At 58.7% G+C, this 22,552-nt stretch carries 19 protein-coding genes and 3 tRNA genes; 1 reads left to right on the top strand and 21 read right to left on the bottom strand.

Annotated features, from left to right (window positions below):
• Positions 1–163: 163 nt before the first annotated feature.
• The 16 genes from ABFB52_RS05125 to rlmE form a co-directional block, all read right to left on the bottom strand.
• Positions 164–239: transfer RNA gene (locus tag ABFB52_RS05125), tRNA-Thr, on the bottom strand.
• Positions 240–369: 130 nt separating this feature from the next.
• Positions 370–2,475: a polyribonucleotide nucleotidyltransferase gene (gene pnp / locus ABFB52_RS05120; protein WP_011332410.1), complete on the bottom strand. Its 2,106-nt coding sequence runs from the start codon at positions 2,473–2,475 to the stop codon at positions 370–372.
• A gap of 194 nt (positions 2,476–2,669) precedes the next feature.
• Positions 2,670–2,939: a 30S ribosomal protein S15 gene (gene rpsO, locus ABFB52_RS05115; protein WP_011332409.1), complete on the bottom strand. Its 270-nt coding sequence runs from the start codon at positions 2,937–2,939 to the stop codon at positions 2,670–2,672.
• Positions 2,940–3,080: 141 nt separating this feature from the next.
• Positions 3,081–3,998 (bottom strand): tRNA pseudouridine(55) synthase TruB, encoded by a 918-nt coding sequence (truB, locus tag ABFB52_RS05110; protein ID WP_129972371.1) that lies wholly within the window; start codon positions 3,996–3,998, stop codon positions 3,081–3,083.
• A 4-nt stretch (positions 3,999–4,002) separates the two neighbouring features.
• The gene (gene rbfA / locus ABFB52_RS05105; RefSeq protein WP_007953741.1) at positions 4,003–4,404 is read right to left on the bottom strand and encodes a 30S ribosome-binding factor RbfA; all 402 of its coding nucleotides are present in this window, start codon (positions 4,402–4,404) and stop codon (positions 4,003–4,005) included.
• Between the two features lie 159 nt (positions 4,405–4,563).
• Positions 4,564–7,080 carry a translation initiation factor IF-2 gene (gene infB / locus ABFB52_RS05100; RefSeq protein ID WP_007953742.1) on the bottom strand — a complete coding sequence of 839 codons (2,517 nt, stop codon included), beginning with the start codon at positions 7,078–7,080 and terminating at the stop codon, positions 4,564–4,566.
• A gap of 27 nt (positions 7,081–7,107) precedes the next feature.
• The gene (nusA, locus tag ABFB52_RS05095) at positions 7,108–8,589 is read right to left on the bottom strand and encodes a transcription termination factor NusA (protein WP_003221546.1); all 1,482 of its coding nucleotides are present in this window, start codon (positions 8,587–8,589) and stop codon (positions 7,108–7,110) included.
• Between the two features lie 47 nt (positions 8,590–8,636).
• Positions 8,637–9,095 carry a ribosome maturation factor RimP gene (gene rimP / locus ABFB52_RS05090; protein WP_039769696.1) on the bottom strand — a complete coding sequence of 153 codons (459 nt, stop codon included), beginning with the start codon at positions 9,093–9,095 and terminating at the stop codon, positions 8,637–8,639.
• 138 nt (positions 9,096–9,233) lie between these two features.
• Positions 9,234–9,310: transfer RNA gene (locus ABFB52_RS05085), tRNA-Met, on the bottom strand.
• 97 nt (positions 9,311–9,407) lie between these two features.
• A tRNA-Leu gene (locus ABFB52_RS05080) sits at positions 9,408–9,493 on the bottom strand.
• A gap of 22 nt (positions 9,494–9,515) precedes the next feature.
• Positions 9,516–9,899 (bottom strand): preprotein translocase subunit SecG, encoded by a 384-nt coding sequence (secG, locus tag ABFB52_RS05075; RefSeq protein WP_011332406.1) that lies wholly within the window; start codon positions 9,897–9,899, stop codon positions 9,516–9,518.
• 4 nt (positions 9,900–9,903) lie between these two features.
• Positions 9,904–10,659: a triose-phosphate isomerase gene (tpiA, locus tag ABFB52_RS05070; protein WP_007953744.1), complete on the bottom strand. Its 756-nt coding sequence runs from the start codon at positions 10,657–10,659 to the stop codon at positions 9,904–9,906.
• Positions 10,660–10,724: 65 nt separating this feature from the next.
• The gene (gene glmM, locus ABFB52_RS05065) at positions 10,725–12,062 is read right to left on the bottom strand and encodes a phosphoglucosamine mutase (RefSeq protein ID WP_085746884.1); all 1,338 of its coding nucleotides are present in this window, start codon (positions 12,060–12,062) and stop codon (positions 10,725–10,727) included.
• A gap of 16 nt (positions 12,063–12,078) precedes the next feature.
• Complete coding sequence (gene folP / locus ABFB52_RS05060) at positions 12,079–12,930, bottom strand: dihydropteroate synthase (protein WP_085746883.1); 852 nt, start codon at positions 12,928–12,930, stop codon at positions 12,079–12,081.
• Positions 12,931–12,938: 8 nt separating this feature from the next.
• A complete protein-coding gene (gene ftsH, locus ABFB52_RS05055; protein ID WP_129972372.1) occupies positions 12,939–14,846 on the bottom strand; it encodes an ATP-dependent zinc metalloprotease FtsH in 1,908 nt (635 codons plus the stop codon).
• Positions 14,847–15,048: 202 nt separating this feature from the next.
• Complete coding sequence (gene rlmE, locus ABFB52_RS05050; protein ID WP_007953751.1) at positions 15,049–15,678, bottom strand: 23S rRNA (uridine(2552)-2'-O)-methyltransferase RlmE; 630 nt, start codon at positions 15,676–15,678, stop codon at positions 15,049–15,051.
• Positions 15,679–15,779: 101 nt separating this feature from the next.
• On the opposite strand from rlmE, the gene ABFB52_RS05045 reads away from it, so the two are divergent.
• Positions 15,780–16,088 (top strand): YhbY family RNA-binding protein, encoded by a 309-nt coding sequence (locus ABFB52_RS05045; protein WP_007953753.1) that lies wholly within the window; start codon positions 15,780–15,782, stop codon positions 16,086–16,088.
• A gap of 9 nt (positions 16,089–16,097) precedes the next feature.
• On the opposite strand, the gene ABFB52_RS05040 is transcribed toward ABFB52_RS05045, so the two are convergent.
• The 5 genes from ABFB52_RS05040 to dapB form a co-directional block, all read right to left on the bottom strand.
• Positions 16,098–16,502, bottom strand: coding sequence for an MFS transporter (locus ABFB52_RS05040; RefSeq protein WP_085746882.1), 405 nt, complete (start codon positions 16,500–16,502; stop codon positions 16,098–16,100).
• A gap of 28 nt (positions 16,503–16,530) precedes the next feature.
• On the bottom strand, positions 16,531–17,007 hold the full coding sequence (gene greA / locus ABFB52_RS05035) for a transcription elongation factor GreA (RefSeq protein WP_007953757.1): 477 nt from the start codon (positions 17,005–17,007) through the stop codon (positions 16,531–16,533).
• The gene (gene carB / locus ABFB52_RS05030) at positions 17,004–20,225 is read right to left on the bottom strand and encodes a carbamoyl-phosphate synthase large subunit (RefSeq protein ID WP_039769162.1); all 3,222 of its coding nucleotides are present in this window, start codon (positions 20,223–20,225) and stop codon (positions 17,004–17,006) included. Before carB ends, greA begins: the two co-directional genes overlap by 4 nt.
• 126 nt (positions 20,226–20,351) lie before the next feature.
• Complete coding sequence (gene carA, locus ABFB52_RS05025; protein WP_007953761.1) at positions 20,352–21,488, bottom strand: glutamine-hydrolyzing carbamoyl-phosphate synthase small subunit; 1,137 nt, start codon at positions 21,486–21,488, stop codon at positions 20,352–20,354.
• Between the two features lie 256 nt (positions 21,489–21,744).
• Positions 21,745–22,551, bottom strand: coding sequence for a 4-hydroxy-tetrahydrodipicolinate reductase (gene dapB, locus ABFB52_RS05020; protein ID WP_085746881.1), 807 nt, complete (start codon positions 22,549–22,551; stop codon positions 21,745–21,747).
• Position 22,552: the final 1 nt, after the last annotated feature.

The raw sequence follows: 22,552 nt of genomic DNA, 5'->3' as shown, positions 1-22,552 counted from the left end.
GGCCTTCGGAACCATTCGGGATCATCTGAAAACTGCTAAGCGATGCTCATGCAGGCACCGAATATAGGACGATTGCATGACGAATTACACGGCTCTTTACATCTCTCCCACAAAAAGTTGACCTGTGGAACATAAATGCCGGTTCAAAAGGATTAGGGAGAGGTGGTGCCCGAGACAGGAATCGAACCTGCGACCTTCGCGTTACGAGTGCGCTGCTCTACCGGCTGAGCTACACGGGCGGTGGGCTAAACCTAGCACTGGTCTTGCAGGTCGGCAACTTCGTCGAATGGCTCGATATTTCACGGACAAAAAAATGCCCCGCCGTTTTCACGGCGGGGCATTTTCATTGCGCTAGGACTGCGGGGGTGATTAAACGCCCGAAGCCTTGGCAGCTGCCACGTCTTTGATGGACAGCTTGATACGGCCGCGGTTGTCCACGTCCAGTACCAGCACTTCCACTTCCTGGCCCTCTTTCAGGATGTCGGTCACTTTCTCTACGCGAGCGTCGCTCAGCATCGAGATGTGAACCAGACCGTCCTTGCCCGGCAGGATGTTGACGAATGCGCCGAAGTCGACGATGCGCTCAACCTTGCCGACGTAGATCTTGCCGATCTCGGCCTCTGCGGTGATACCCAGAACGCGCTGACGTGCTGCTTCAGCCGCTTCCTTGGTTTCGCCGAAGATCTTGATCGAGCCGTCGTCTTCGATGTCGATCGAAGCCTTGGTCTCTTCGCAGATCGCACGGATGGTCGCGCCACCTTTACCGATAACGTCACGGATCTTGTCGGTGTCGATCTTCATCGCGATCATGGTCGGAGCGTTGGCCGACAGTTCGGTACGCGACTGGCCGATGATCTGGTTCATCTGACCGAGGATGTTCAGGCGCGCTTCCAGGGCTTGGCCCAGAGCGATTTCCATGATCTCTTCGGTGATGCCCTTGATCTTGATGTCCATCTGCAGCGCGGTCACACCTTTGGCGGTACCGGCAACTTTGAAGTCCATGTCGCCCAGGTGGTCTTCGTCACCCAGGATGTCGGTCAGAACAGCGAATTTCTCGCCTTCTTTAACCAGACCCATGGCGATACCGGCAACCGGTGCCTTCATCGGAACACCAGCGTCCATCAGGGCCAGGGAAGCGCCGCAAACGGAAGCCATCGAGCTCGAACCGTTGGACTCGGTGATTTCCGATACCACACGGATGGTGTACGGGAACACGTCAGCGGCTGGCAGCATGGCCGAAACCGAACGACGGGCCAGACGGCCGTGACCGATTTCACGACGACCGGCGCCACCCATGCGACCACACTCGCCCACCGAGAACGGAGGGAAGTTGTAGTGCAGCATGAACGGGTCTTTTTTCTCGCCTTCCAGGGTGTCCAGCAGTTGTGCGTCACGGGCGGTGCCCAGCGTCGCGACTACCAGAGCCTGGGTTTCGCCACGGGTGAACAGTGCCGAACCGTGGGTCTTCGGCAGAACGCCGACTTCGATGTTCAGCGGACGTACGGTGCGGGTGTCGCGACCGTCGATACGTGGCTTGCCGTTAACGATGTTTTCGCGAACGGTGCGGTATTCGATTTCGCCGAAAGCGGCTTTGACGTCGGCAGCCGAAGGTTGGCCTTCTTCACCGGACAGCTTGGCAACAACCTGGTCACGCAGCTCGCCCAGACGCGCATAACGGTCGGCCTTGATGGTGATAGTGTAAGCCTGGGAGATCGCTTCGCCGAACTCGGAACGGATAGCAGCCAGCAGCTCGGTGGCTTCTGGAGCAGGTGCCCAGGTCCAGGTTGGCTTGGCAGCTTCGGCAGCCAGTTCTTTAACCGCGTTGATTACGACCTGGAACTCGTCGTGAGCAAACAGTACCGCGCCCAGCATCTGGTCTTCGGTCAGCTCTTTGGCTTCCGATTCAACCATCAGCACGGCGTCCGAAGTACCGGCAACAACCATGTCCAGGCTCGAGGCAGCTTGCTGCTCGTAGGTCGGGTTCAGCAGGTAGCCGGTGCTTTCGTGGAAAGCCACGCGAGCGGCGCCGATCGGGCCGTCGAACGGAATACCGGAGATCGCCAGGGCTGCCGAGGTACCGATCATCGCAGCGATGTCCGGATCGGTCTTTTTGCTGGTGGAAACGACGGTGCAGACAACCTGCACTTCGTTCATGAAACCTTCCGGGAACAGCGGACGGATCGGACGATCGATCAGTCGGGAAGTCAGGGTTTCCTTCTCGGAAGGACGGCCTTCACGCTTGAAGAAACCGCCAGGGATCTTACCGGCAGCGTAAGTCTTTTCCTGGTAGTGAACGGACAGAGGGAAGAAGCCCTTGCCCGGATCGGCTTGCTTGGCACCGACTACGGTCACCAATACGCTGACGTCGTCGTCAACGGTGACCAATACTGCGCCGGAGGCCTGACGGGCGATACGGCCAGTCTCGAGGGTAACGGTCGACTGACCGAACTGGAATTTTTTGATTACCGGGTTCACGGTGTCCTACCTTCTTTGTGGCTCTTGGGGGAACTGGTTTCTTGCGAAATTCTTGGGCAATGCCGGGAATCGGCCCGACGCCTGTCCAGGGTAAAACGTGTATCCAGATAAAACTTGAGGCTGGGAGCCTGCCGGACGCCGGCGGAAACCCGCTGACATCTGACAGACAACCAACCTCATAGCGCAATCGCTGATTAGCGACGCAGACCCAGGCGAGCGATCAGAGCGCTGTAACGGCTCACGTCCTTGCCTTTCAGGTAGTCCAGCAGCTTGCGACGCTGGTTAACCATGCGGATCAGACCACGACGGGAGTGGTGGTCTTTACCGTTGGCCTTGAAGTGACCTTGCAGTTTGTTGATGTTGGCGGTCAGCAGTGCAACTTGCACTTCTGGCGAACCAGTGTCACCAACAGCTTGCTGGTAGTCGGCAACGATTTGAGCTTTTTCTTGAACGTCGAGAGCCATGAGGCAATCCTTTTATCAGGAAACCGTTTCAAAAACAGTTTCAACAGGCCAGGGACAAATCCCTGTATCTATAAATGAGTAGTGACCGTGCCTGTTGACAGCCACACTCGCCGGCCTGCTGTTACACAGACCGGTTTCCGGTCATTCTGACCGAATCAGTCGACGCGGCGCGATGCGCCCGTCTTCGCTCACTTCACCGATACCGATGAAGCGACCGTTGTGATCCTGTACCCGCACCATGCCGAACTTCGGAGCATCCGGGGCACGCACCGGCTGGCCGTTGAGCCAGTAGAACGCGCTCGCTTCCGAGAACTGCAGCAACGGCCAATCCTGCAGGCCGCTGTCCGATGGCATCAGGAAGCGGTCGACCGCTTCGTTGCCGCCTTCGGCATGTACCGCTTCCAGCTCTTCGAGGGTCACGGTCTGCGCCAGGGTGAAAGGCCCGGCCTGGGTACGACGCAGTTCAGCGACGTACGCACCACAACCGAGTTGCTCACCGATATCCTCCACCAGGGTGCGAATATAGGTGCCCTTGCTGCAATCCACCGCAAGACGCGCAGTATCGCCTTCGAAGGCCAGCAATTCCAAGCGCGCAATAGTAACAGAACGCGGTTCGCGCTCCACTACTTCGCCTGCACGGGCCAACTTGTACAGCGGCTGGCCATCACGCTTGAGAGCGGAGTACATCGGCGGTATCTGACTGATTTGCCCACGAAATTTCGGCAGAACCGCTTCAACTTCGGCCTGACCAACGGTCACCGGACGCTCCTGCAAAACCTCACCTTCGGCGTCCGCCGTGGTGGTGGTCTTGCCCAGTTGCGCCAGGGTTTCGTAACCCTTGTCGGAATCGAGCAGATACTGCGAGAACTTGGTCGCCTCGCCAAAGCACAGCGGCAGAACGCCGGTGGCCAGGGGATCGAGACTGCCGGTGTGACCGGCCTTCTCGGCGTTGAGCAACCAGCGGACCTTCTGCAACGCGGCGTTGGAGGTGAACCCCAGCGGCTTGTCGAGCAGGATGATGCCGCTGACGTTACGACGGATACGTTTGACCTGAGCCACCGAGTTACTCCTTGGTGTCTTCGGGTTCTGCCGCAGCCACGTGCTGATTGTCCTCAGCCACGGCGCGCTCGATCAGGGCCGACAGGTGCGCACCCCGCACGACGCTTTCGTCGTAGTGGAAGTGCAATTGCGGCACGCTGCGCAGCTTCATTTCGCGGGCCAGCTGCATGCGCAGGAAACCGGCGGCAGCGTTGAGCACCTTGATGCTTTGCGCGATGTCTTCAGCGTTGTCCTGCCCCATCACGGTGATGAAGATCTTCGCGTGACCGACGTCACGGCTGACTTCCACAGCGGTAATGGTGACCAGACCGACGCGCGGGTCTTTGACTTCACGACGGATCAGTTGGGCCAGCTCACGCTGCATCTGATCGCCGATACGTTGGGTACGGCTGTATTCTTTTGCCATGATTTGTTACCTGTTACTGCCCCGCGGTGAAACCCGCAAGGTCTGAAAGCGGCAAACGCCCGGCCTGACAAAAGCCAGACCGGGCGTTGCGTTTAGAGTCCTGACGCCGTGCCGCGCACTTGCATGCGGCGGCCCGACGTGGCCCTTGAAGTGCGCGAGTCAGAGGCTGCGAGCAACCTGAACCTTCTCGAAGACTTCGATCTTGTCGCCGACTTTGACGTCGTTGTAGCTCTTCACGCCGATACCGCACTCCATGCCGGCACGTACTTCGGAAGCGTCATCCTTGAAGCGGCGCAGGGATTCCAGCTCGCCTTCGAAGATAACGATGTCTTCACGCAGTACACGGATCGGACGGTTACGGTGAACAGTACCCTCGATCACCATGCAGCCGGCGATGGCGCCGAACTTAGGCGAACGGAACACGTCACGGACTTCGGCCACACCGAGGATGTTCTCGCGAACGTCGCTGCCAAGCATGCCGGTCAGGGCTTTCTTGACGTCTTCGATGATGTCGTAGATCACGTTGTAGTAACGCATGTCCAGACCTTCCTGCTCGACGATCTTCCGTGCGCCGGCATCGGCACGCACGTTGAAGCCGAACAGTACAGCGTTGGAAGCCAGTGCCAGGTTGGCATCGGATTCGGTGATACCACCGACGCCGCCACCGACCACGCGCACTTGCACTTCGTCGTTGCCCAGGCCGTTCAGAGCGCCCTGCAAGGCTTCCAGCGAACCACGGACGTCGGATTTGAGGACGATGTTGAGCGTCTTCTTCTCTTCCTGACCCATGCTTTCGAAGATGTTTTCCAGCTTGCCGGCGTGAGCGCGAGCCAGTTTGACTTCGCGGAACTTGCCTTGACGGAACAGAGCCACTTCACGGGCTTTCTTCTCGTCGGCAACCACGCTCATCTCGTCGCCAGCGTCAGGCGTACCGTCCAGGCCGAGGATCTCGACCGGAATGGCCGGGCCCGCTTCCTTGATCGGCTTGCCGTTCTCGTCGAGCATGGCGCGCACGCGGCCATAGTTCGAGCCGACCAGCACCATGTCGCCTTGACGCAGCGTACCGTCCTGAACCAGAACAGTCGCCACCGGGCCACGGCCCTTGTCCAGACGCGATTCAACCACGACACCACGGCCAGGAGCCGATGGAGTGGCAGTCAGTTCGAGGACTTCGGCTTGCAGCAATACAGCTTCAAGCAGTTCGTCGACGCCGGTACCCATCTTCGCGGAAACCGGAACGAATGGAGTGTCGCCACCCCAGTCTTCGGAGGTCACGCCGTGGGCCGACAGTTCGCTACGGATGCGATCGAGATCTGCACCCGGCTTGTCGATCTTGTTCACCGCAACTACCAGCGGAACGCCAGCAGCAACAGCGTGCTGAACAGCTTCGATGGTTTGTGGCATCACGCCGTCGTCCGCCGCAACCACCAGGATCACGATGTCCGTCGCCTTGGCACCACGGGCACGCATGGCGGTAAACGCGGCGTGACCAGGGGTGTCGAGGAAAGTGACCATGCCGCGTTCGGTTTCAACGTGGTATGCACCGATGTGCTGGGTGATACCGCCGGCTTCGCCAGCAGCTACCTTGGCACGACGGATGTAGTCGAGCAGCGAGGTCTTACCGTGGTCAACGTGACCCATTACGGTCACAACCGGCGCACGAGGAACTGCTTCACCTTCGAACTTCAGGGACTCGGCCAGGGAATCTTCCAGAGCGGTGTCGCTGACCAGGGTCACTTTGTGGCCCAGTTCTTCTGCGACCAGCTGGGCAGTTTCCTGATCCAGTACCTGGTTGATGGTGGCCGGGGTGCCCAGCTTGAACATGAACTTAATGATTTCGGCAGCCTTGACCGACATCTGCTGGGCGAGATCGCCAACAGTGATGGTTTCGCCGATCTTCACTTCACGCACGACAGGGCCGGTCGGGCTCTGGAAACCGTGGGCGTTGCGTTTCTTCAGCTTGGCCTTGCCGCGACCGCCGCGACGGAAGCCATCGCTTTCTTCATCGGTAGTGCGTGGCGCCACACGTGGAGCCGGAGCCTTTTCCTTGACCGATGCGCGATGCGGAGCGTTTTTGCGCTCGCCATCACCACCGCCACGACGGTTGTTGTCGTCGGCACGTGGTTTGTCCGGACGGCGCTGTTCGTCACGCTTGCGAGTGTCGGCAGCTGGGGCAGCAGCCACAACCGGCGCGGCTTCGCGCACTGGTTCGGCCACTGGCGCAGGTGCAGCGACGGCTTCGGCAGGAGCGGACGGCGCAGCAGGCTGGCGACGCGCTTCTTCTTCGGCGCGAACGCGGGCTTCTTCTTCAGCCTTCTGACGGGCAGCATTTTCTACTGCGCGACGTTCATCCAGTTCACGCTTGCGCTCGGCTTCGATTTCTTCCGGGCTACGCTGTACGAAAACTTTCTTCTTGCGGACTTCAACGCTGATGCTTTTGCTGCCAGCCACACGCAGGGTGCTGGTGGTTTTACGCTGCAGCGTGATCTTGCGTGGTTCTTCCACTTTCGCCTTGTGGCTGCTTTTCAAGTGGGTCAGCAGGGATTGCTTCTCACTGTCAGTCACATTTTCTTCGGCGGCGGTGTGCGGCAGACCTGCCTCACGCATCTGCTGCAACAGGCGCTCTACCGGTGTTTTGACCTCATCGGCCAGTTGTTTCACCGTGACTTGCGTCATGCACTTCTCTCCTCAGGCCGCGCCTAATTACTCGAACCAGTGGGCTCGGGCGGCCATGATCAACTTGCCGGCACGATCATCGTCAATGCCGTCGATGTCGAGCAGGTCGTCAATAGACTGCTCGGCCAGGTCTTCGCGGGTAATTACGCCGCGCACCGCCAGTTCCATCGCCAAATCCTTGTCCATACCCTCAAGCGAGAGCAGGTCTTCGGCCGGATGGGCGTCTGCCAGCTTTTCCTCAGTAGCGATGGCTTTGGTCAACAAGCGATCCTTGGCACGAGCGCGAAGCTCGTTGACGATGTCTTCGTCAAAGCCGTCGATGTTGAGCATTTCTTCCAACGGTACGTAGGCAATCTCTTCCAGGCTGGTGAAGCCTTCGTCTACCAGCACCTGAGCCAGCTCTTCGTCGACTTCCAGCTCGTCGATGAAGTTGCGCAGGATGTCGCCGGTTTCCGCTTGTTGCTTAGCCTGGATGTCCGATTCGGTCATCACGTTCAGGGTCCAGCCAGTCAGCTGGCTCGCCAGACGCACGTTCTGACCACCACGACCGATGGCCTGAGCCAGATTGTCTGCGCCAACGGCGATGTCCATGGCATGGGCATCTTCGTCAACGATGATGGCCGCCACTTCTGCCGGCGACATGGCATTGATCACGAACTGAGCCGGGTTGTCGTCCCACAGGACGATATCGACACGCTCGCCACCCAACTCGCCCGACACGGCCTGGACGCGCGAACCGCGCATACCGATGCACGCGCCTTGCGGGTCGATGCGTTTGTCCTTGGAGCGGACAGCGATCTTGGCACGCGAACCCGGATCACGGGATGCGGCCATGACTTCGATCAGGCCTTCAGCGATTTCCGGCACTTCGATACGGAACAGCTCGATCAGCATTTCCGGCGCGGTACGCGACAGGATCAGCTGAGGGCCGCGGTTCTCGGTGCGGATTTCCTTGAGCAGCGCACGCAGACGCACGCCAACACGGAAGGTTTCGCGAGAGATGATGTCTTCACGGGCCAGCAACGCTTCAGCGTTATTACCCAGGTCGACGATCACGTTGTCGCGGGTCACTTTCTTCACGGTGCCGGAGATGATTTCTCCCAGGCGCTCGCGATAAGCGTCAACCACTTGAGCGCGCTCGGCTTCGCGCACTTTCTGCACGATGACCTGCTTGGCGGTCTGCGCAGCGATGCGGCCGAACTCGATGGACTCGATCTTTTCTTCAACGACGTCGCCAACCTTGGCGCCAGGGTGCGTTTCAGCAACCTTGCTCGGCCAGGTTTCGATGGCCGGATCATCGAGATCATTCTCTTCGACGACCGTCCAGCGACGGAAAGTTTCGTAAGAACCGGTGTGGCGGTTGATTTCCACACGCAGATCAACTTCGTCTTCAAAACGCTTTTTGGTAGCAGTGGCCAGAGCCAGCTCCAGCGCTTCAAAAATTACGCTTGCCGGTACACCCTTTTCATTGGATACCGACTCAACAACCAGCAGTACTTCTTTGCTCATCGTACGCCTCGCCTTTCGCAAGCCATTGGATCCGCGGGATCCGCGTCTCAGTCAAAACTGGGAATAATGTTGGCCTTGTCGATCATATCGATCGGCAACAGGAACTCATGGTCATCTACCTGCACCACGACGTCCTGCTCTTCTACACCGCGCAGAAGGCCCTGAAAGTTGCGTCGACCTTCGAAAGGCGAGCGCAGCTTGATCTTCACTTGTTCACCGACATATTTGGCAAACTGCTCAAGAGTGAACAGTGGGCGTTCCATGCCTGGCGAGGAAACTTCAAGGGTGTATTCAACGGAGATCGGATCTTCAACATCCAGCACACCGCTGATCTGACGGCTGACGATGGCGCAATCGTCCACCAATACGCCGCCTTCCTTATCGATATAAACGCGCAACATTGAGTGGCGACCTTGAGCCGAAAACTCAATACCCCAGCATTCATAGCCTAGGGCCACGACCACCGGGGCCAGCAAGGCCTGCAACTCTTCTAGCTTGCTCGACACCTGAACCCCCTCGTGCATGTATGTGCATGCTATGCAAAATAAAAAAATGGGCGAAACGCCCATCCTTGAAACGCCGTCGAACAGCGGCGTCGAAAGTGTCCAGCTAACAAAAAGCCCCTTAAAAGGGGCTCCTTAAACTGGTTGCGGGGGCCGGATTTGAACCGACGACCTTCGGGTTATGAGCCCGACGAGCTACCAGACTGCTCCACCCCGCGACAAAGCTGGGGCGGAAGTATACGACCGATCCCTTATAGGGTCAATGTAACCTTCCACCTGCAAGAAAGCCCGCAACAGCGGGCTCTCCTGACTAATTGGTACCGAGAAGGGGACTCGAACCCCTACACCCTATGGGCACAACCACCTCAAGGTTGCGTGTCTACCAATTCCACCACCTCGGCAATACTACGTTTGAAACTCTTCTTACTTCTGCTCTTGAGCTGGAGGTACGTCAGTCGCTGGAGTAGCCGACTTTTGCTCTTGAAGCACCGGGACATCATCAGAAGCCGGTTGTTGCTTTGGAACTTCCAACACTGCCGGGTTTGGCAAACCTGCTTGAGTCAGCTGATGAGCCTTCTCTTTAGCAAAGTATCCTAACCCCAAGCTGGTTATGAAGAAACCGGCGGCAAGTATAGCAGTAAACTTACTAAGAAAGGTAGAGGAACCTTGGCTTCCGAACACAGTATTTGAAGCACCTGCTCCGAAAGACGCGCCAGCATCCGCACCTTTACCCTGCTGCAGCAAAACCAGAGCAACTACGCCCAATGCACCCAGCAGATGAAAAACGACTACGACTGTTTCCAGCATTTTTTCAGTTTCCCGCGGCGCGACAAATCGCACCGAACTCATCTGCATTCAGGGAAGCTCCACCAATGAGCCCCCCATCGATATCCGGCATGCCGAACAGTTCGACCGCATTGGCCGCCTTCACGCTGCCGCCGTATAGAAGCCGCACACCTCGTGCCACTTCAGAATTCTCTGCCGCCAACTGCTCGCGAATGGCTTTATGCACATCCTGAGCCTGTTGCGGCGTTGCAGTCAGTCCAGTACCAATCGCCCAGACCGGCTCGTAAGCGATCACTGCGTTGGCAAAAGCACCGACACCCAGCTCCTCGATGATACTGCCCAGCTGACGCCCGACAACCTCAAGAGTTTTTCCGGCTTCACGCTGCTCCAGGGTCTCCCCTACGCACAACACCGGAATCAAGCCACATGCCTGTGCCGCTGCGAACTTGCGATTCAGCATTCCGTCTCGCTCGCCCATGATCTGACGGCGTTCGGAGTGCCCGACAAGCACCAGGGAACAACCTGCATCCACCAACTGACTCGGCGCAATCTCGCCCGTCAACGCACCTTGCATGGATTCCACCGCAGAGTTCTGCGCACCGACCGAAATCGATTTGCCTTTCAAGCCATCAATCACTTGATTGATATACAAGCAAGGCGGGAATACCGCGACATCAACACCGCTTGGCAAGGCCAGATGACGAAGGCCGTTGATCAGCTCAGCGACGCTGGCGCGGGTACCGTGCATCTTCCAGTTACCAGCTACCATAGGGCGACGCATGCTGTACCTCGTCGGTCAAAGTGGGCGCAGATGTTACCCAACACAATCAAGGCTGGCAAGCCGAATCAGGCAGAAACTTCAGTTACCAGTTTTGCCAGTTCTTCGGCATAGCCACGAACCTGGGTTTCGTCCTCACCTTCGACCATCACACGCACCAGAGGCTCTGTCCCGGACTTGCGCAAAAGCACACGGCCACGACCCGCCATCGCCTCGGTCACACGCTTGCTGGCTTCCTTGACAGCCGGATGATCAAGCGGGCTGTCGCCACCGCCGAAACGTACATTGATCAGCACCTGAGGACACTTGCGCAGGGCCTGGCGCGTTTGCGCCAAACCTTCGTTACGGGCTTTCAACGCCATCAACACCTGCAACGCCGCGATGATCGCATCGCCAGTCGTCGTGTGATTGAAGCAGACGACATGTCCGGAGTTCTCGCCCCCGACCAGCCAATCACGCTCCAGCAATTCGGCAATCACATAGCGGTCGCCGACATTTGCACGCACAAAAGGAATACCCAGATCCGCCAGAGCCAGCTCCAGACCCAGATTGCTCATCAGCGTACCGACCACCCCCCCCTGCAACTTGCCTCGCTCATGCAGATCGCGCGCAATAATGAAGATCAGCTCATCGCCATCAACAATCGCACCCGTGTGATCAACCATCAACACCCGGTCGCCATCGCCGTCGAATGCGATCCCCAGGTCAGCGTGCTCCGACAGCACCGCCGCCTGCAACTGCCCCATGTGAGTGGAGCCACAGTTGTCGTTGATATTCAGACCATTGGGCTGCGCGGACAGCACCACGACTTCGGCACCCAGCTCACGGAAAACGCTCGGTGCGACCTTGTAGGTTGCTCCGTGTGCGCAGTCGATGACAATTTTCAGGCCAGAAAAACTGGTACCCGTCGGTACAGAACTCTTGCAGAACTCGATATAGCGACCGGACGCATCATTGATTCGCGAAACCTTGCCGATCTTGCTCGACTCAACGACCGTCATCGGCGTATCGAGCAGCTCTTCGATCATCAGCTCCAGCTCATCAGGCAGTTTGGTACCTCTGCCGGAGAAAAACTTGATGCCGTTGTCGTCATGCGGATTGTGCGATGCGCTGATCACGATTCCGGCCTCGGCCTGGAATGTACGCGACAAATAGGCGATGGCCGGAGTCGGCATCGGACCGAGCAGCATCACATCAGCACCTGCGGAAGTCAGGCCGGCCTCAAGGGCCGACTCGAACATGTAGCCGGAAATCCGCGTGTCCTTGCCGACCAGCACCTTGCAGGCGCCCATCTTGCGAAAGGCCATGCCGGCAGCCCAGCCGAGCTTGAGCATGAAGTCAGGAGTAATCGGATATTCCCCGACACGACCACGAATGCCGTCAGTACCAAAATATTTCTTGCTCATAAGTGCTCCATCATTCTTATTCGGCTGATTCCACGGCTGCGAGCATTCGCACCACGTCCACCGTTTCCGCCACATCATGGACGCGCAATATACGCGCACCCTTCACCGACGCCAGTGCAGCCAGTGCCAAACCACCGTATAGACGCTCGCCCACCGGGCGATTCAATGCGTGACCGATCATGCTTTTGCGCGAAACGCCCACCAACAGTGGCCGCCCCAGCGCATGCAGGGCTTCCATATGCTTGAACAAGCTTAGATTGTGCTGCAGGGTTTTGGCGAAGCCGAAGCCCGGATCAAGAATGATCCGCTCGGCCGGAATACCTGCCACCTCACACTGAGCCATGCGCTCGGCGAGAAATTCGCCCACTTCCCGGGTGACATCCTGATAACGCGGATCATCCTGCATGTCGCCAGGCTCGCCGAGCATATGCATGAGACATACAGGCAACCCGGTGGCAGCAGCAGCATCCAACGCGCCATCCCGCCGTAGCGAACGAACGTCGTTGATCAAACCGGCACCCAACCGCGCTGTTTCGCGCATGACCGCCGGAGTGGACGTATCGACCGATATGACCACATCCAGCTCGCGGTTGATCAGCTCAACGACAGGAGCGACACGTTCCAGCTCCTCCAATGGAGAAACCGCCCGCGCGCCGGGCCGGGTTGACTCCCCACCCACATCGATCAGCGTTGCACCCGCCGCAACCATGGTTTCGGCATGACGCAAGGCCGCATCGAGCTGGCTGTATCGGCCACCGTCGGAAAATGAATCGGGAGTGACATTGAGAATGCCCATGACATGCGTCCGGGCCAAATCAAGAACCCGGTTGCCGCAAGGCAACCGGGTCAGGGACTGTACAGAAGTCATTTCAAACCTTAAACGTCGGCAGCCGGACCGCCAATCGGTGTTTCCGGACGCTCGCCCTGAATGACAGGAGGCGTACCAGTACCGGTACCGTCCGACCAGTCGCGAGGCTCGCGAGGTGTACGACCGGCCATGATGTCGTCGATCTGTTCGGCATCGATCGTCTCGTACTTCATCAGGGCATCCGCCATGGCATCGAGCTTGTCGCGATTGTCCGTAAGGATCTGCTTGGCGGTGCCATAGCACTGATCGATGATGCTGCGCACTTCGGAGTCGATCAGCTTGGCTGTCTCACCGGAGAAGCTCGCATTCTGACCGCCACCGCCGCGACCGAGGAATACTTCACCCTCTTCTTCGGCGTACATCAACGGACCGAGTTTTTCCGACAGACCCCACTTGGTCACCATGTTCCGCGCAATCTGACTCGCGCGCATGATGTCGTTGGATGCACCTGTGGTCACACCGTCGAAGCCCAAAGTCATCTCTTCAGCAATACGGCCGCCGTACAGCGAGCAGATCTGACTGATCAGCGCACGCTTGGACAGACTGTAGCGATCCTCTTCCGGCAGGAACATGGTCACACCCAGCGCACGACCGCGCGGGATGATCGACACCTTGTAGACCGGATCATGCTCGGGCACGACGCGACCAACAATGGCGTGGCCTGCTTCGTGATAAGCGGTGTTCTGCTTTTCCTTCTCGGACATGACCATGGATTTGCGCTCGGCGCCCATCATGATCTTGTCTTTGGCCAGTTCGAACTCTTTCATTTCGACGATGCGCTTGCCGGCACGGGCGGCGAACAGCGAAGCCTCGTTGACCAGGTTCGCCAGATCGGCACCGGAGAACCCCGGAGTACCACGTGCGATAACGGCCGGAGCAACGTCGTCACCCATTGGCACTTTACGCATGTGAACCTTGAGGATCTGCTCACGACCACGGATGTCCGGCAAACCAACCACCACCTGACGGTCGAAACGACCAGGTCGCAGCAACGCAGGGTCCAGCACGTCAGGACGGTTGGTCGCAGCGATGACGATGATGCCGTCATTCATTTCGAAACCGTCCATCTCGACCAGCAACTGGTTGAGCGTCTGTTCGCGCTCGTCGTGACCGCCACCCATGCCCGCACCACGATGGCGACCAACGGCGTCGATCTCGTCGATGAAGATAATGCACGGAGCGTGTTTCTTGGCCTGTTCGAACATGTCACGAACGCGGCTGGCACCGACACCTACGAACATTTCGACGAAGTCGGAACCGGAAATGGTGAAGAACGGCACTTTGGCTTCGCCGGCAATCGCCTTGGCCAGCAAGGTTTTACCGGTACCCGGAGGGCCGACCATCAGCACGCCGCGAGGAATGCGGCCGCCCAGGCGCTGGAACTTGCCCGGATCACGGAGGAACTCGACCAGTTCGCCCACTTCTTCCTTGGCTTCGTCGCAACCGGCAACGTCAGCCAGGGTGGTTTTCACCTGATCTTCGGACAGCAGACGCGCCTTGCTCTTGCCAAAGCTCATCGGCCCGCCCTTGCCGCCCGCACCGCCCTGCATCTGGCGCATGAAGAACATGAACACCGCGATGATCACCAGGATCGGGAAGCTGGCCACCAGAAGCTGGGTCCAGATGCTTTGCTGCTCAGGCTGCTTGCCTTCGACTACAACGTGGTTGTCGACAAGATCGCCGATCAGGCCATTGTCCTGGATTGCCGGACGAATGGTCTTGAAGCTGTCGCCATCGTTGCGCTTGCCGGTAATCACGTAGCCGTCGACGGCCACGCGCTCGACCTTGCCATCCTTGACCTGCTGGATGAAGTCGGAATAGTTGAGGGTCTGCGGCTCGTTAGGGCTGGAGAAGTTGTTCATCACCGTCACCAGGACAGCCGCGATGATCAACCACAGGATCAGATTCTTTGCCATATCGTTCAATTAACTACCCTCTGAAGCAAGCTCCGCTACTGGCGCGCGCTTCGCATGATATTCACCGGCCTAACTTACTACATTACCTACAGCTCTGGCAGGCGCCGTCTGTAACCCTTTGTGAAACACTTTCTACACAATATTCGCTTATGCGCGCGGGGCGAAATACGAAAAACCTATCACCCCGCCAAAAAACCTCGTTTTACTCGCTACGACCGCGATAGCCCCAAGCCAGCATGTACTGCTCGCGAGAGCTGCCACGAGAGGAGTCCGGCTTGATCATCTGGATCTTGTCGAACTTCTTTCGAGCATCCTTCAGGTAAACATCGAACCCTTCGCCCTGAAAAATCTTGATCACGAAATTGCCACCCGGCTTGAGAATCCGCTCCGCCAGATCAAGCGCCAGCTCGCAAAGGAACATGGCTTTTGGCATATCCACTTCAGGCGTACCACTCATATTGGGGGCCATATCGGAAATCACAAGGTCCACCTGCGAATTACCCACAGCCTCAAGGATCTGAGCGAGCACTGCATCCTCGGTGAAGTCACCCTGAATGAAAGTCACGTCCGGAATGCTGTCCATTTCCAGGATGTCCGAGGCGATCAATCGCCCCTGACCACCGATCAGCCGGCTGGTGACCTGCGACCAGCCGCCAGGCGCCGCGCCGAGGTCGACGACGTTCATGCCCGGACGGATCAGTTTGTATTTCTCCTGGATCTCCAGAAGCTTGTAACTCGCACGCGAGCGGTAGCCATCCTTCTGCGCTTGCTTCACATAGGGATCATTGACATGTCTTTTCAGCCAACCAAGGCTTGTCTTGGAACGCGCCATTGGGCACCTCGTTGATTAGGGTCGTGATTAATTGGGCGGATCCACGAGCCCTCGGGTAAAATGGCCGCCATTTTACAGAATCCAGACGAAAGGGTCAGATTATGCCGCTCACTCCAGAGCAGAAGAAACAGTACAAATCCATTGGCCACCACCTGAAACCAGTTCTGACTGTGGCTGACAACGGTTTGACTGAGGGTGTTCTAGCCGAACTCGAACGCGCATTGGCAGATCACGAGCTGATCAAGATCAAGCTCAACATCCTCGATCGCGAGGCGCGCCTGGCGTCCGTTGCAGAGCTGTGCAAGACCGGCAAGGCCGATCTGGTGCAAGTCATCGGCAAGATGGCACTGATTTACCGCAAGAACTTCAGCGTCAACAAGCAGCTGTCGAACGTCCATCGCTTCAAGTGATGGCGAGGGTCAAGGGTGTGCTTCGCGCACCCTGCCACTCCATCCCGGCACCGGCTGCAATACCAGCACCAACCCGGAAAAACCCAACACAAGAAAGCTGAACACCTGCCAGCGCTGCGCATCCGGCCAGCCGACACGCACTGCGACAAACATCGCACACGCATACAACGCCATCAGCAACACCTGCCCGCGAAAATCCCGCCATAGACTGGCAAGGCCCTCGGCCTGTACCAGCACCAAAGCCTGAAATATCACACACGCGACGGCAAAACCCACTACCGCCACTTCAAACGTACTTGCAACTTCGTCGATCAGCAGCGGAGCCAGGCCAATCCGACCCAGCACCGGCCGCAGACCGAGATGTACCAACCACAGGCCACCGACCCACAACATCTGGGCCAGTTGCCAGAGCATCGCGCCCGCATGCAGCGGGCGCCCACCCTCAGATGTGACGGACTTCGACAATCTCGTACTCGATATCGCCACCTGGCGTTTTCACGACGACCGTATCGCCCTCTTCCTTGGCAATCAAGGCGCGAGCGATCGGCGAGCCGACCGAAATCTTGCCGAGTTTGATGTCCGCCTCATCCTCACCCACGATCTGGTAAGTCACGCTTTCATCAGTCTCGACGTTGGCGATTTCGACGGTAGTGCCGAAAATCACTTTGCCGGTGTGCGGAATGGTCGTCACGTCAATGATCACCGCGTTCTGCAGGCGACCTTCGATGTCACGGATCCGCGCCTCGACCATGCCTTGCTGTTCGCGCGCAGCATGGTATTCAGCGTTTTCTTTCAAATCACCCAACTCGCGGGCCGTACCGATGTCCTGGCTGAGCTTCGGACGAACGACCTTGGTCAGGTGAGCATGCTCTTCTTCCAGGGCCTTGGAGCCCTGGACGGTCATTGGGTATTTATTCATGCCTTCAATCCTGCGTGTAGATCCTGCAAGCGGCGTACGGTCTTCTCGGGACCGAACTTCAGCGCTTCGCAGATAGCTTCGCCAGCAGCAATGGTGGTGGTGCAGTAAATCTTGTGCTGCAAGGCGTTACGGCGAATGGAATAGGAATCGGCGATCGACTGGCGACCTTCGGTGGTGTTGATGATCAGGGTGACTTCGTCATTCTTGATCATGTCGACCACGTGCGGACGACCCTCGGTCACCTTGTTCACGCGACGCACTTTCAGACCTGCGGCTTCGATCAGCTTGGCAGTGCCGGCAGTGGCGACGACTTCGAAGCCCAAGTTGATCAGATCACGGGCCACGCCTGCAACCAGTGGCTTGTCATCGTCGCGCACGCTGATGAATGCGGTACCGCCGGTCGGCAGCACTTCGCTGGCGCCCATCTGGGCTTTGGCAAAGGCTTCGCCGAAGGTGTCGCCGACGCCCATCACTTCACCGGTGGACTTCATCTCTGGGCCGAGGATCGGGTCAACACCTGGGAACTTGGCGAACGGGAACACCGCCTCTTTCACGCTGTAGAAGTTCGGAATGATTTCCTTGGTGAAGCCGATTTCCTTCAGGGTTTTACCGGCCATCACGCGAGCCGCGACCATTGCCAGGGAAATACCGATGCACTTCGACACGAACGGTACGGTACGGGAAGCACGCGGGTTGACTTCGATGACGTAGATGTCTTCGCCTTGCAGCGCCAACTGAACGTTCATCAGGCCGACCACGCCCAGCTCCAGGGCCATTTTCTTGACCTGTTCGCGCATCTCGTCCTGGATGTGCGCCGGCAGCGAGTACGGCGGCAGCGAGCACGCGGAGTCACCGGAGTGAACGCCCGCCTGTTCGATGTGCTGCATGATCGCGCCGATCACTACGTCCTTGCCGTCGCAGACCGCATCCACGTCCATCTCGATGGCGCAGTTGAGGAAGTGGTCGAGCAGCACCGGGCTGTCGTTCGACACTTGCACCGCGTCACGCAGGTAACGCTTGAGTTCTTCTTCCTTGTAAACGATTTCCATCGCCCGGCCGCCCAGTACATAGGACGGACGCACCACCAGCGGGTAACCGATCTTCGCGGCAGCGCGAACGGCTTCGTCTTCGCTGCGCACGGTGGCGTTTGGTGGCTGACGCAGGTTCAGGCGCTCGACCATTTGCTGGAAGCGCTCACGGTCTTCCGCACGGTCGATGGCGTCAGGGCTGGTGCCGATGATCGGCACGCCGGCCGCTTCCAGAGCACGAGCCAGCTTCAGAGGCGTCTGGCCGCCGTACTGGACGATCACGCCTTTCGGCTTCTCGACGCGGCAGATTTCCAGCACGTCTTCCAGGGTCACTGGTTCGAAGTACAGACGATCGGAAGTGTCGTAGTCAGTGGAAACGGTTTCCGGGTTGCAGTTGACCATGATGGTCTCGTAACCGTCATCGCGCAGCGCCAGTGCCGCGTGAACGCAGCAGTAGTCGAACTCGATGCCCTGACCGATACGGTTCGGGCCACCGCCGAGGATGATGATTTTGTCGCGACCGGACGGCGCAGCTTCGCACTCTTCCTCGTAGGTCGAGTACAGATAGGCGGTGTCGGTGGCGAACTCGGCCGCGCAGGTGTCCACGCGCTTGTAGACCGGGAACACTTCCAGCTTGTGGCGGTGAGTGCGCAGGTTTTTCTCGGTGACGCCCAGCAGCTTGGCCAGACGCTGGTCGGAGAAACCTTTGCGCTTGAGCTTGTACATCAGATCGCGGTCGATAGCGGACAAACCGAGGGTCTTGACCTTCTCTTCGTCCTTGATCAGGTCTTCGATCTGCACCAGGAACCACGGATCGATCATGTTCATGCCGAAGATTTCTTCGACGGTCATGCCGGCGCGGAAGGCGTCCGCCACGTACCAGATACGCTCGGCGCCCGGCACGGTCAGTTCGCGCTTGAGCACGCTCATGCTTTCCGGGTTGCTCAGGTCGACTTTCTCGTCCAGACCGCAAACGCCCACTTCCAGACCGCGCAGGGCTTTCTGCAGGGATTCCTGGAAGGTACGGCCGATGGCCATGACTTCACCGACCGACTTCATCTGGGTGGTCAGGCGCGCGTCAGCGTTGGCGAACTTCTCGAAGGCGAAGCGCGGCAGCTTGGTCACGACGTAGTCGATGGACGGCTCGAAGGACGCCGGGGTACGGCCGCCGGTGATGTCGTTCTGCAGTTCGTCGAGGGTGTAACCGACGGCCAGCTTGGCCGCGATCTTGGCGATCGGGAAACCGGTGGCTTTCGAGGCCAGAGCCGACGAGCGGGATACACGCGGGTTCATCTCGATCACGACCATGCGGCCGGTGTCCGGGCAGATACCGAACTGCACGTTGGAACCGCCGGTCTCGACGCCGATCTCGCGCAGTACCGCCAGCGAGGCGTTACGCAGGATCTGGTATTCCTTGTCAGTCAGGGTCTGAGCCGGGGCAACGGTGATCGAGTCACCGGTGTGCACGCCCATCGGGTCGAAGTTTTCGATCGAGCAGACGATGATGCAGTTGTCCTTTTTGTCGCGGACAACTTCCATTTCATATTCTTTCCAGCCGATCAGCGATTCGTCGATCAGCAGTTCCTTGGTTGGCGACAGGTCCAGACCACGGGCGCAGATTTCTTCGAACTCTTCACGGTTGTAAGCGATACCGCCACCGGTGCCGCCCATGGTGAAGGACGGACGAATGATGCACGGGAAGCCCAGGCGCTCGAGCACCGCGTTGGCTTCTTCCATGCTGTGGGCGATACCGGAACGCGGGCATTCCAGGCCAATGGCCTTCATCGCCTTGTCGAAACGCGAACGGTCTTCAGCCTTGTCGATGGTGTCGGCGTTGGCACCGATCATCTCTACGCCGAACTTCTCCAGAACGCCTTCGCGCTCCAGGTCCAGGGCGCAGTTCAGAGCAGTCTGGCCGCCCATGGTTGGCAGCACGGCATCCGGACGCTCTTTTTCGATGATCTTGGCAACGGTCTGCCACTTGATCGGCTCGATATAGGTGGCGTCGGCCATGTCCGGGTCGGTCATGATGGTGGCCGGGTTGGAGTTCACCAGGATGACGCGGTAACCCTCTTCGCGCAGGGCTTTACAGGCCTGGGCGCCGGAGTAGTCGAATTCGCAGGCCTGGCCGATAACGATCGGGCCAGCGCCGAGAATCAGGATGCTTTTAATGTCTGTACGTTTTGGCATGGGTTTGTCACTCAAATCCGCAGGTCAGTCGGCAAGCCGTCTTGATCGATTTCTGAAGTCCCGAGGGGGCCGCCGGTTCCGGGGCCGCCCTCGAGGGGCTTCTCGCTACAGTCTCAAGGCGAGCGCTTAGCGTCGCTTGGCCATCTCGTTGATGAAGCGGTCAAACAGAGGGGCCACATCGTTCGGGCCCGGGCTCGCTTCAGGGTGACCCTGGAAGCTGAACGCGCTCTTGTCGGTGCGCTCGATACCTTGCAGGGTGCCGTCGAACAGCGATTTGTGGATCGCGCGGACGTTGGCTGGCAGGGTTTCTTCGTCAACCGCGAAGCCGTGGTTCTGGCTGGTGATCATCACGACGCCCGTGTCCAGATCCTGCACCGGGTGGTTGGCACCGTGGTGGCCGTGGCCCATTTTCAGGGTCTTGGCACCGGAGGCCAGAGCCAGCAGCTGGTGGCCGAGGCAGATGCCGAAGACCGGAATTTCGGTTTCCAGTACTTCCTTGATCGCCTTGATCGCGTAGTCGCAAGGCTCCGGATCACCAGGGCCGTTGGACAGGAACACGCCGTCCGGTTTCAGAGCCAGTACGTCGGCAGCCGGAGTTTGCGCTGGAACAACAGTGACGCGGCAGCCGCGCTCGACCAGCATGCGCAGGATGTTGACCTTGACGCCGTAGTCATAGGCAACCACGTGGTAAGGCAGCTCGGAGGCTTCGATGGTCGCGTGGCTGTCGGTTTTCAGATCCCAGACAGTGGAGCGCCATTCGTATTGGGTCTTGGTGCTGACGACTTTCGCCAGGTCCATGCCCTTCAGGCCCGGGAAGCCTTGCGCCGCGGCGATGGCCGCTTCTTCGGAGATGTTGTCGCCGGCCATGATGCAGCCGTTCTGTGCGCCTTTTTCACGCAGGATGCGGGTCAGGCGGCGGGTGTCGATACCGGCGATCGCCACAACGTTGTTGGCTTTCAGGTAATCGGACAGGGACATCGTGTTACGCCAGTTGCTCGCTACCAGCGGCAGGTCACGGATGACCAGGCCAGCGGACCAGACGCGATCGGACTCGGCATCTTCCGGCGTGGTGCCGGTGTTGCCGATGTGCGGGTAAGTCAGGGTAACGATCTGTTGGGCGTAGGAAGGATCGGTAAGGATTTCCTGATAGCCGGTCATTGCGGTGTTGAACACCACCTCACCAACGGTCTGACCGTCGGCTCCAATGGCTTCGCCGCGAAAAATGCTGCCATCAGCAAGGGCGAGTATGGCTGGCTTAGTCAAGAAGACCTCCCGTAAATAACGCATGAAAGGGCAATCGCAGGTTGTAAAAAAGCGGAGTGACGTATGGACACGTCACCCCGCTTCTTCACTGAATTATTCTGCGCGCTTTTAGTGGACACACTAAAGCTGTAGCTTACAGAAAAAGGGTTTTTTGGTCTACCGCCAATGAGGCCGAAAGGCCGGAGAATGCGACAGGGCGTCGCTCGGCGGAGTAAAACCGGCGCAAACAGGGCGTTTGCGCCGGCTTCAGAACATCTCAATGCAGGTCGAGCACGTCCTGCATGTCGTACAAACCAGGCTCACGAGCATCCAGCCACAACGCCGCACGCACCGCGCCCTTGGCGAACGTCATGCGACTCGAAGCCTTGTGCGTGATCTCCAGTCGCTCGCCCTCGCAGGCGAACAACACCGTGTGATCACCCACCACATCACCACCGCGAACAGTGGCGAAACCGATGGTTTCGCGCTCACGAGCACCGGTGTGGCCTTCACGACCATAGACTGCGACTTTCTGCAGATCACGATCCAGCGCATTGGCGATCACTTCACCCATGCGCAGGGCCGTACCCGACGGCGCATCAATCTTGTGCCGGTGATGGGCTTCGATGATTTCGATGTCCGCATCATCCGCCAACACCCGTGCCGCCATGTCGAGCAGCTTCAGCGACAGATTGACGCCGACACTGAAGTTGGCGGCGAAGACGATCGGGATATCCTTGCCCGCGTCGGCCAGCAATTGCTTCTGCGCAGCATCCAGCCCGGTCGTGCCGATCACCATCGCCTTGCCGGCCTTGCGGCAGAAGGCCAGGTTTTTCAGCATCACTTCCGGCAGGGTGAAGTCGATCAACACATCGAACTCTTCCGCCACTGATTCCAGATTCCCGGACAGCGGCACGCCGATTCGACCGAGCGAAGCCAGCTCTCCGGCATCCACACCGATCAGCGTACTGCCAGGACGGACAATCGCAGCCGTCAGACCGGTCAGCGGCGCGCGCTGCTGCACCGCCTCGACCAGAATCTTGCCCATGCGCCCGGCAGCGCCCATCACAGCTATACGTCGCATG

The sequence above is a fragment of the Pseudomonas sp. 9.2(2024) genome (assembly GCF_039695385.1).
GTDB lineage: Bacteria > Pseudomonadota > Gammaproteobacteria > Pseudomonadales > Pseudomonadaceae > Aquipseudomonas > Aquipseudomonas paraglycinae.
Note: the sequence above shows the minus strand (reverse complement) of the source record. Positions and strands in the feature narration are given on the sequence as shown.

Excerpts from the sequence above, each read along its gene's own strand:
- rpsO (WP_011332409.1), bottom strand. The coding sequence starts at position 2,939 with ATGGCTCTCGACGTTCAAGAAAAAGCTCAAATCGTTGCCGACTACCAG.
- rbfA (WP_007953741.1), bottom strand. The coding sequence starts at position 4,404 with ATGGCAAAAGAATACAGCCGTACCCAACGTATCGGCGATCAGATGCAG.
- infB (WP_007953742.1), bottom strand. The coding sequence starts at position 7,080 with ATGACGCAAGTCACGGTGAAACAACTGGCCGATGAGGTCAAAACACCG.
- nusA (WP_003221546.1), bottom strand. The coding sequence starts at position 8,589 with ATGAGCAAAGAAGTACTGCTGGTTGTTGAGTCGGTATCCAATGAAAAG.
- secG (WP_011332406.1), bottom strand. The coding sequence starts at position 9,899 with ATGCTGGAAACAGTCGTAGTCGTTTTTCATCTGCTGGGTGCATTGGGC.
- tpiA (WP_007953744.1), bottom strand. The coding sequence starts at position 10,659 with ATGCGTCGCCCTATGGTAGCTGGTAACTGGAAGATGCACGGTACCCGC.
- glmM (WP_085746884.1), bottom strand. The coding sequence starts at position 12,062 with ATGAGCAAGAAATATTTTGGTACTGACGGCATTCGTGGTCGTGTCGGG.
- folP (WP_085746883.1), bottom strand. The coding sequence starts at position 12,930 with ATGACTTCTGTACAGTCCCTGACCCGGTTGCCTTGCGGCAACCGGGTT.
- ftsH (WP_129972372.1), bottom strand. The coding sequence starts at position 14,846 with ATGGCAAAGAATCTGATCCTGTGGTTGATCATCGCGGCTGTCCTGGTG.
- rlmE (WP_007953751.1), bottom strand. The coding sequence starts at position 15,678 with ATGGCGCGTTCCAAGACAAGCCTTGGTTGGCTGAAAAGACATGTCAAT.
- ABFB52_RS05045 (WP_007953753.1), top strand. The coding sequence starts at position 15,780 with ATGCCGCTCACTCCAGAGCAGAAGAAACAGTACAAATCCATTGGCCAC.
- ABFB52_RS05040 (WP_085746882.1), bottom strand. The coding sequence starts at position 16,502 with ATGCTCTGGCAACTGGCCCAGATGTTGTGGGTCGGTGGCCTGTGGTTG.
- greA (WP_007953757.1), bottom strand. The coding sequence starts at position 17,007 with ATGAATAAATACCCAATGACCGTCCAGGGCTCCAAGGCCCTGGAAGAA.
- carB (WP_039769162.1), bottom strand. The coding sequence starts at position 20,225 with ATGCCAAAACGTACAGACATTAAAAGCATCCTGATTCTCGGCGCTGGC.
- dapB (WP_085746881.1), bottom strand. The coding sequence starts at position 22,551 with ATGCGACGTATAGCTGTGATGGGCGCTGCCGGGCGCATGGGCAAGATT.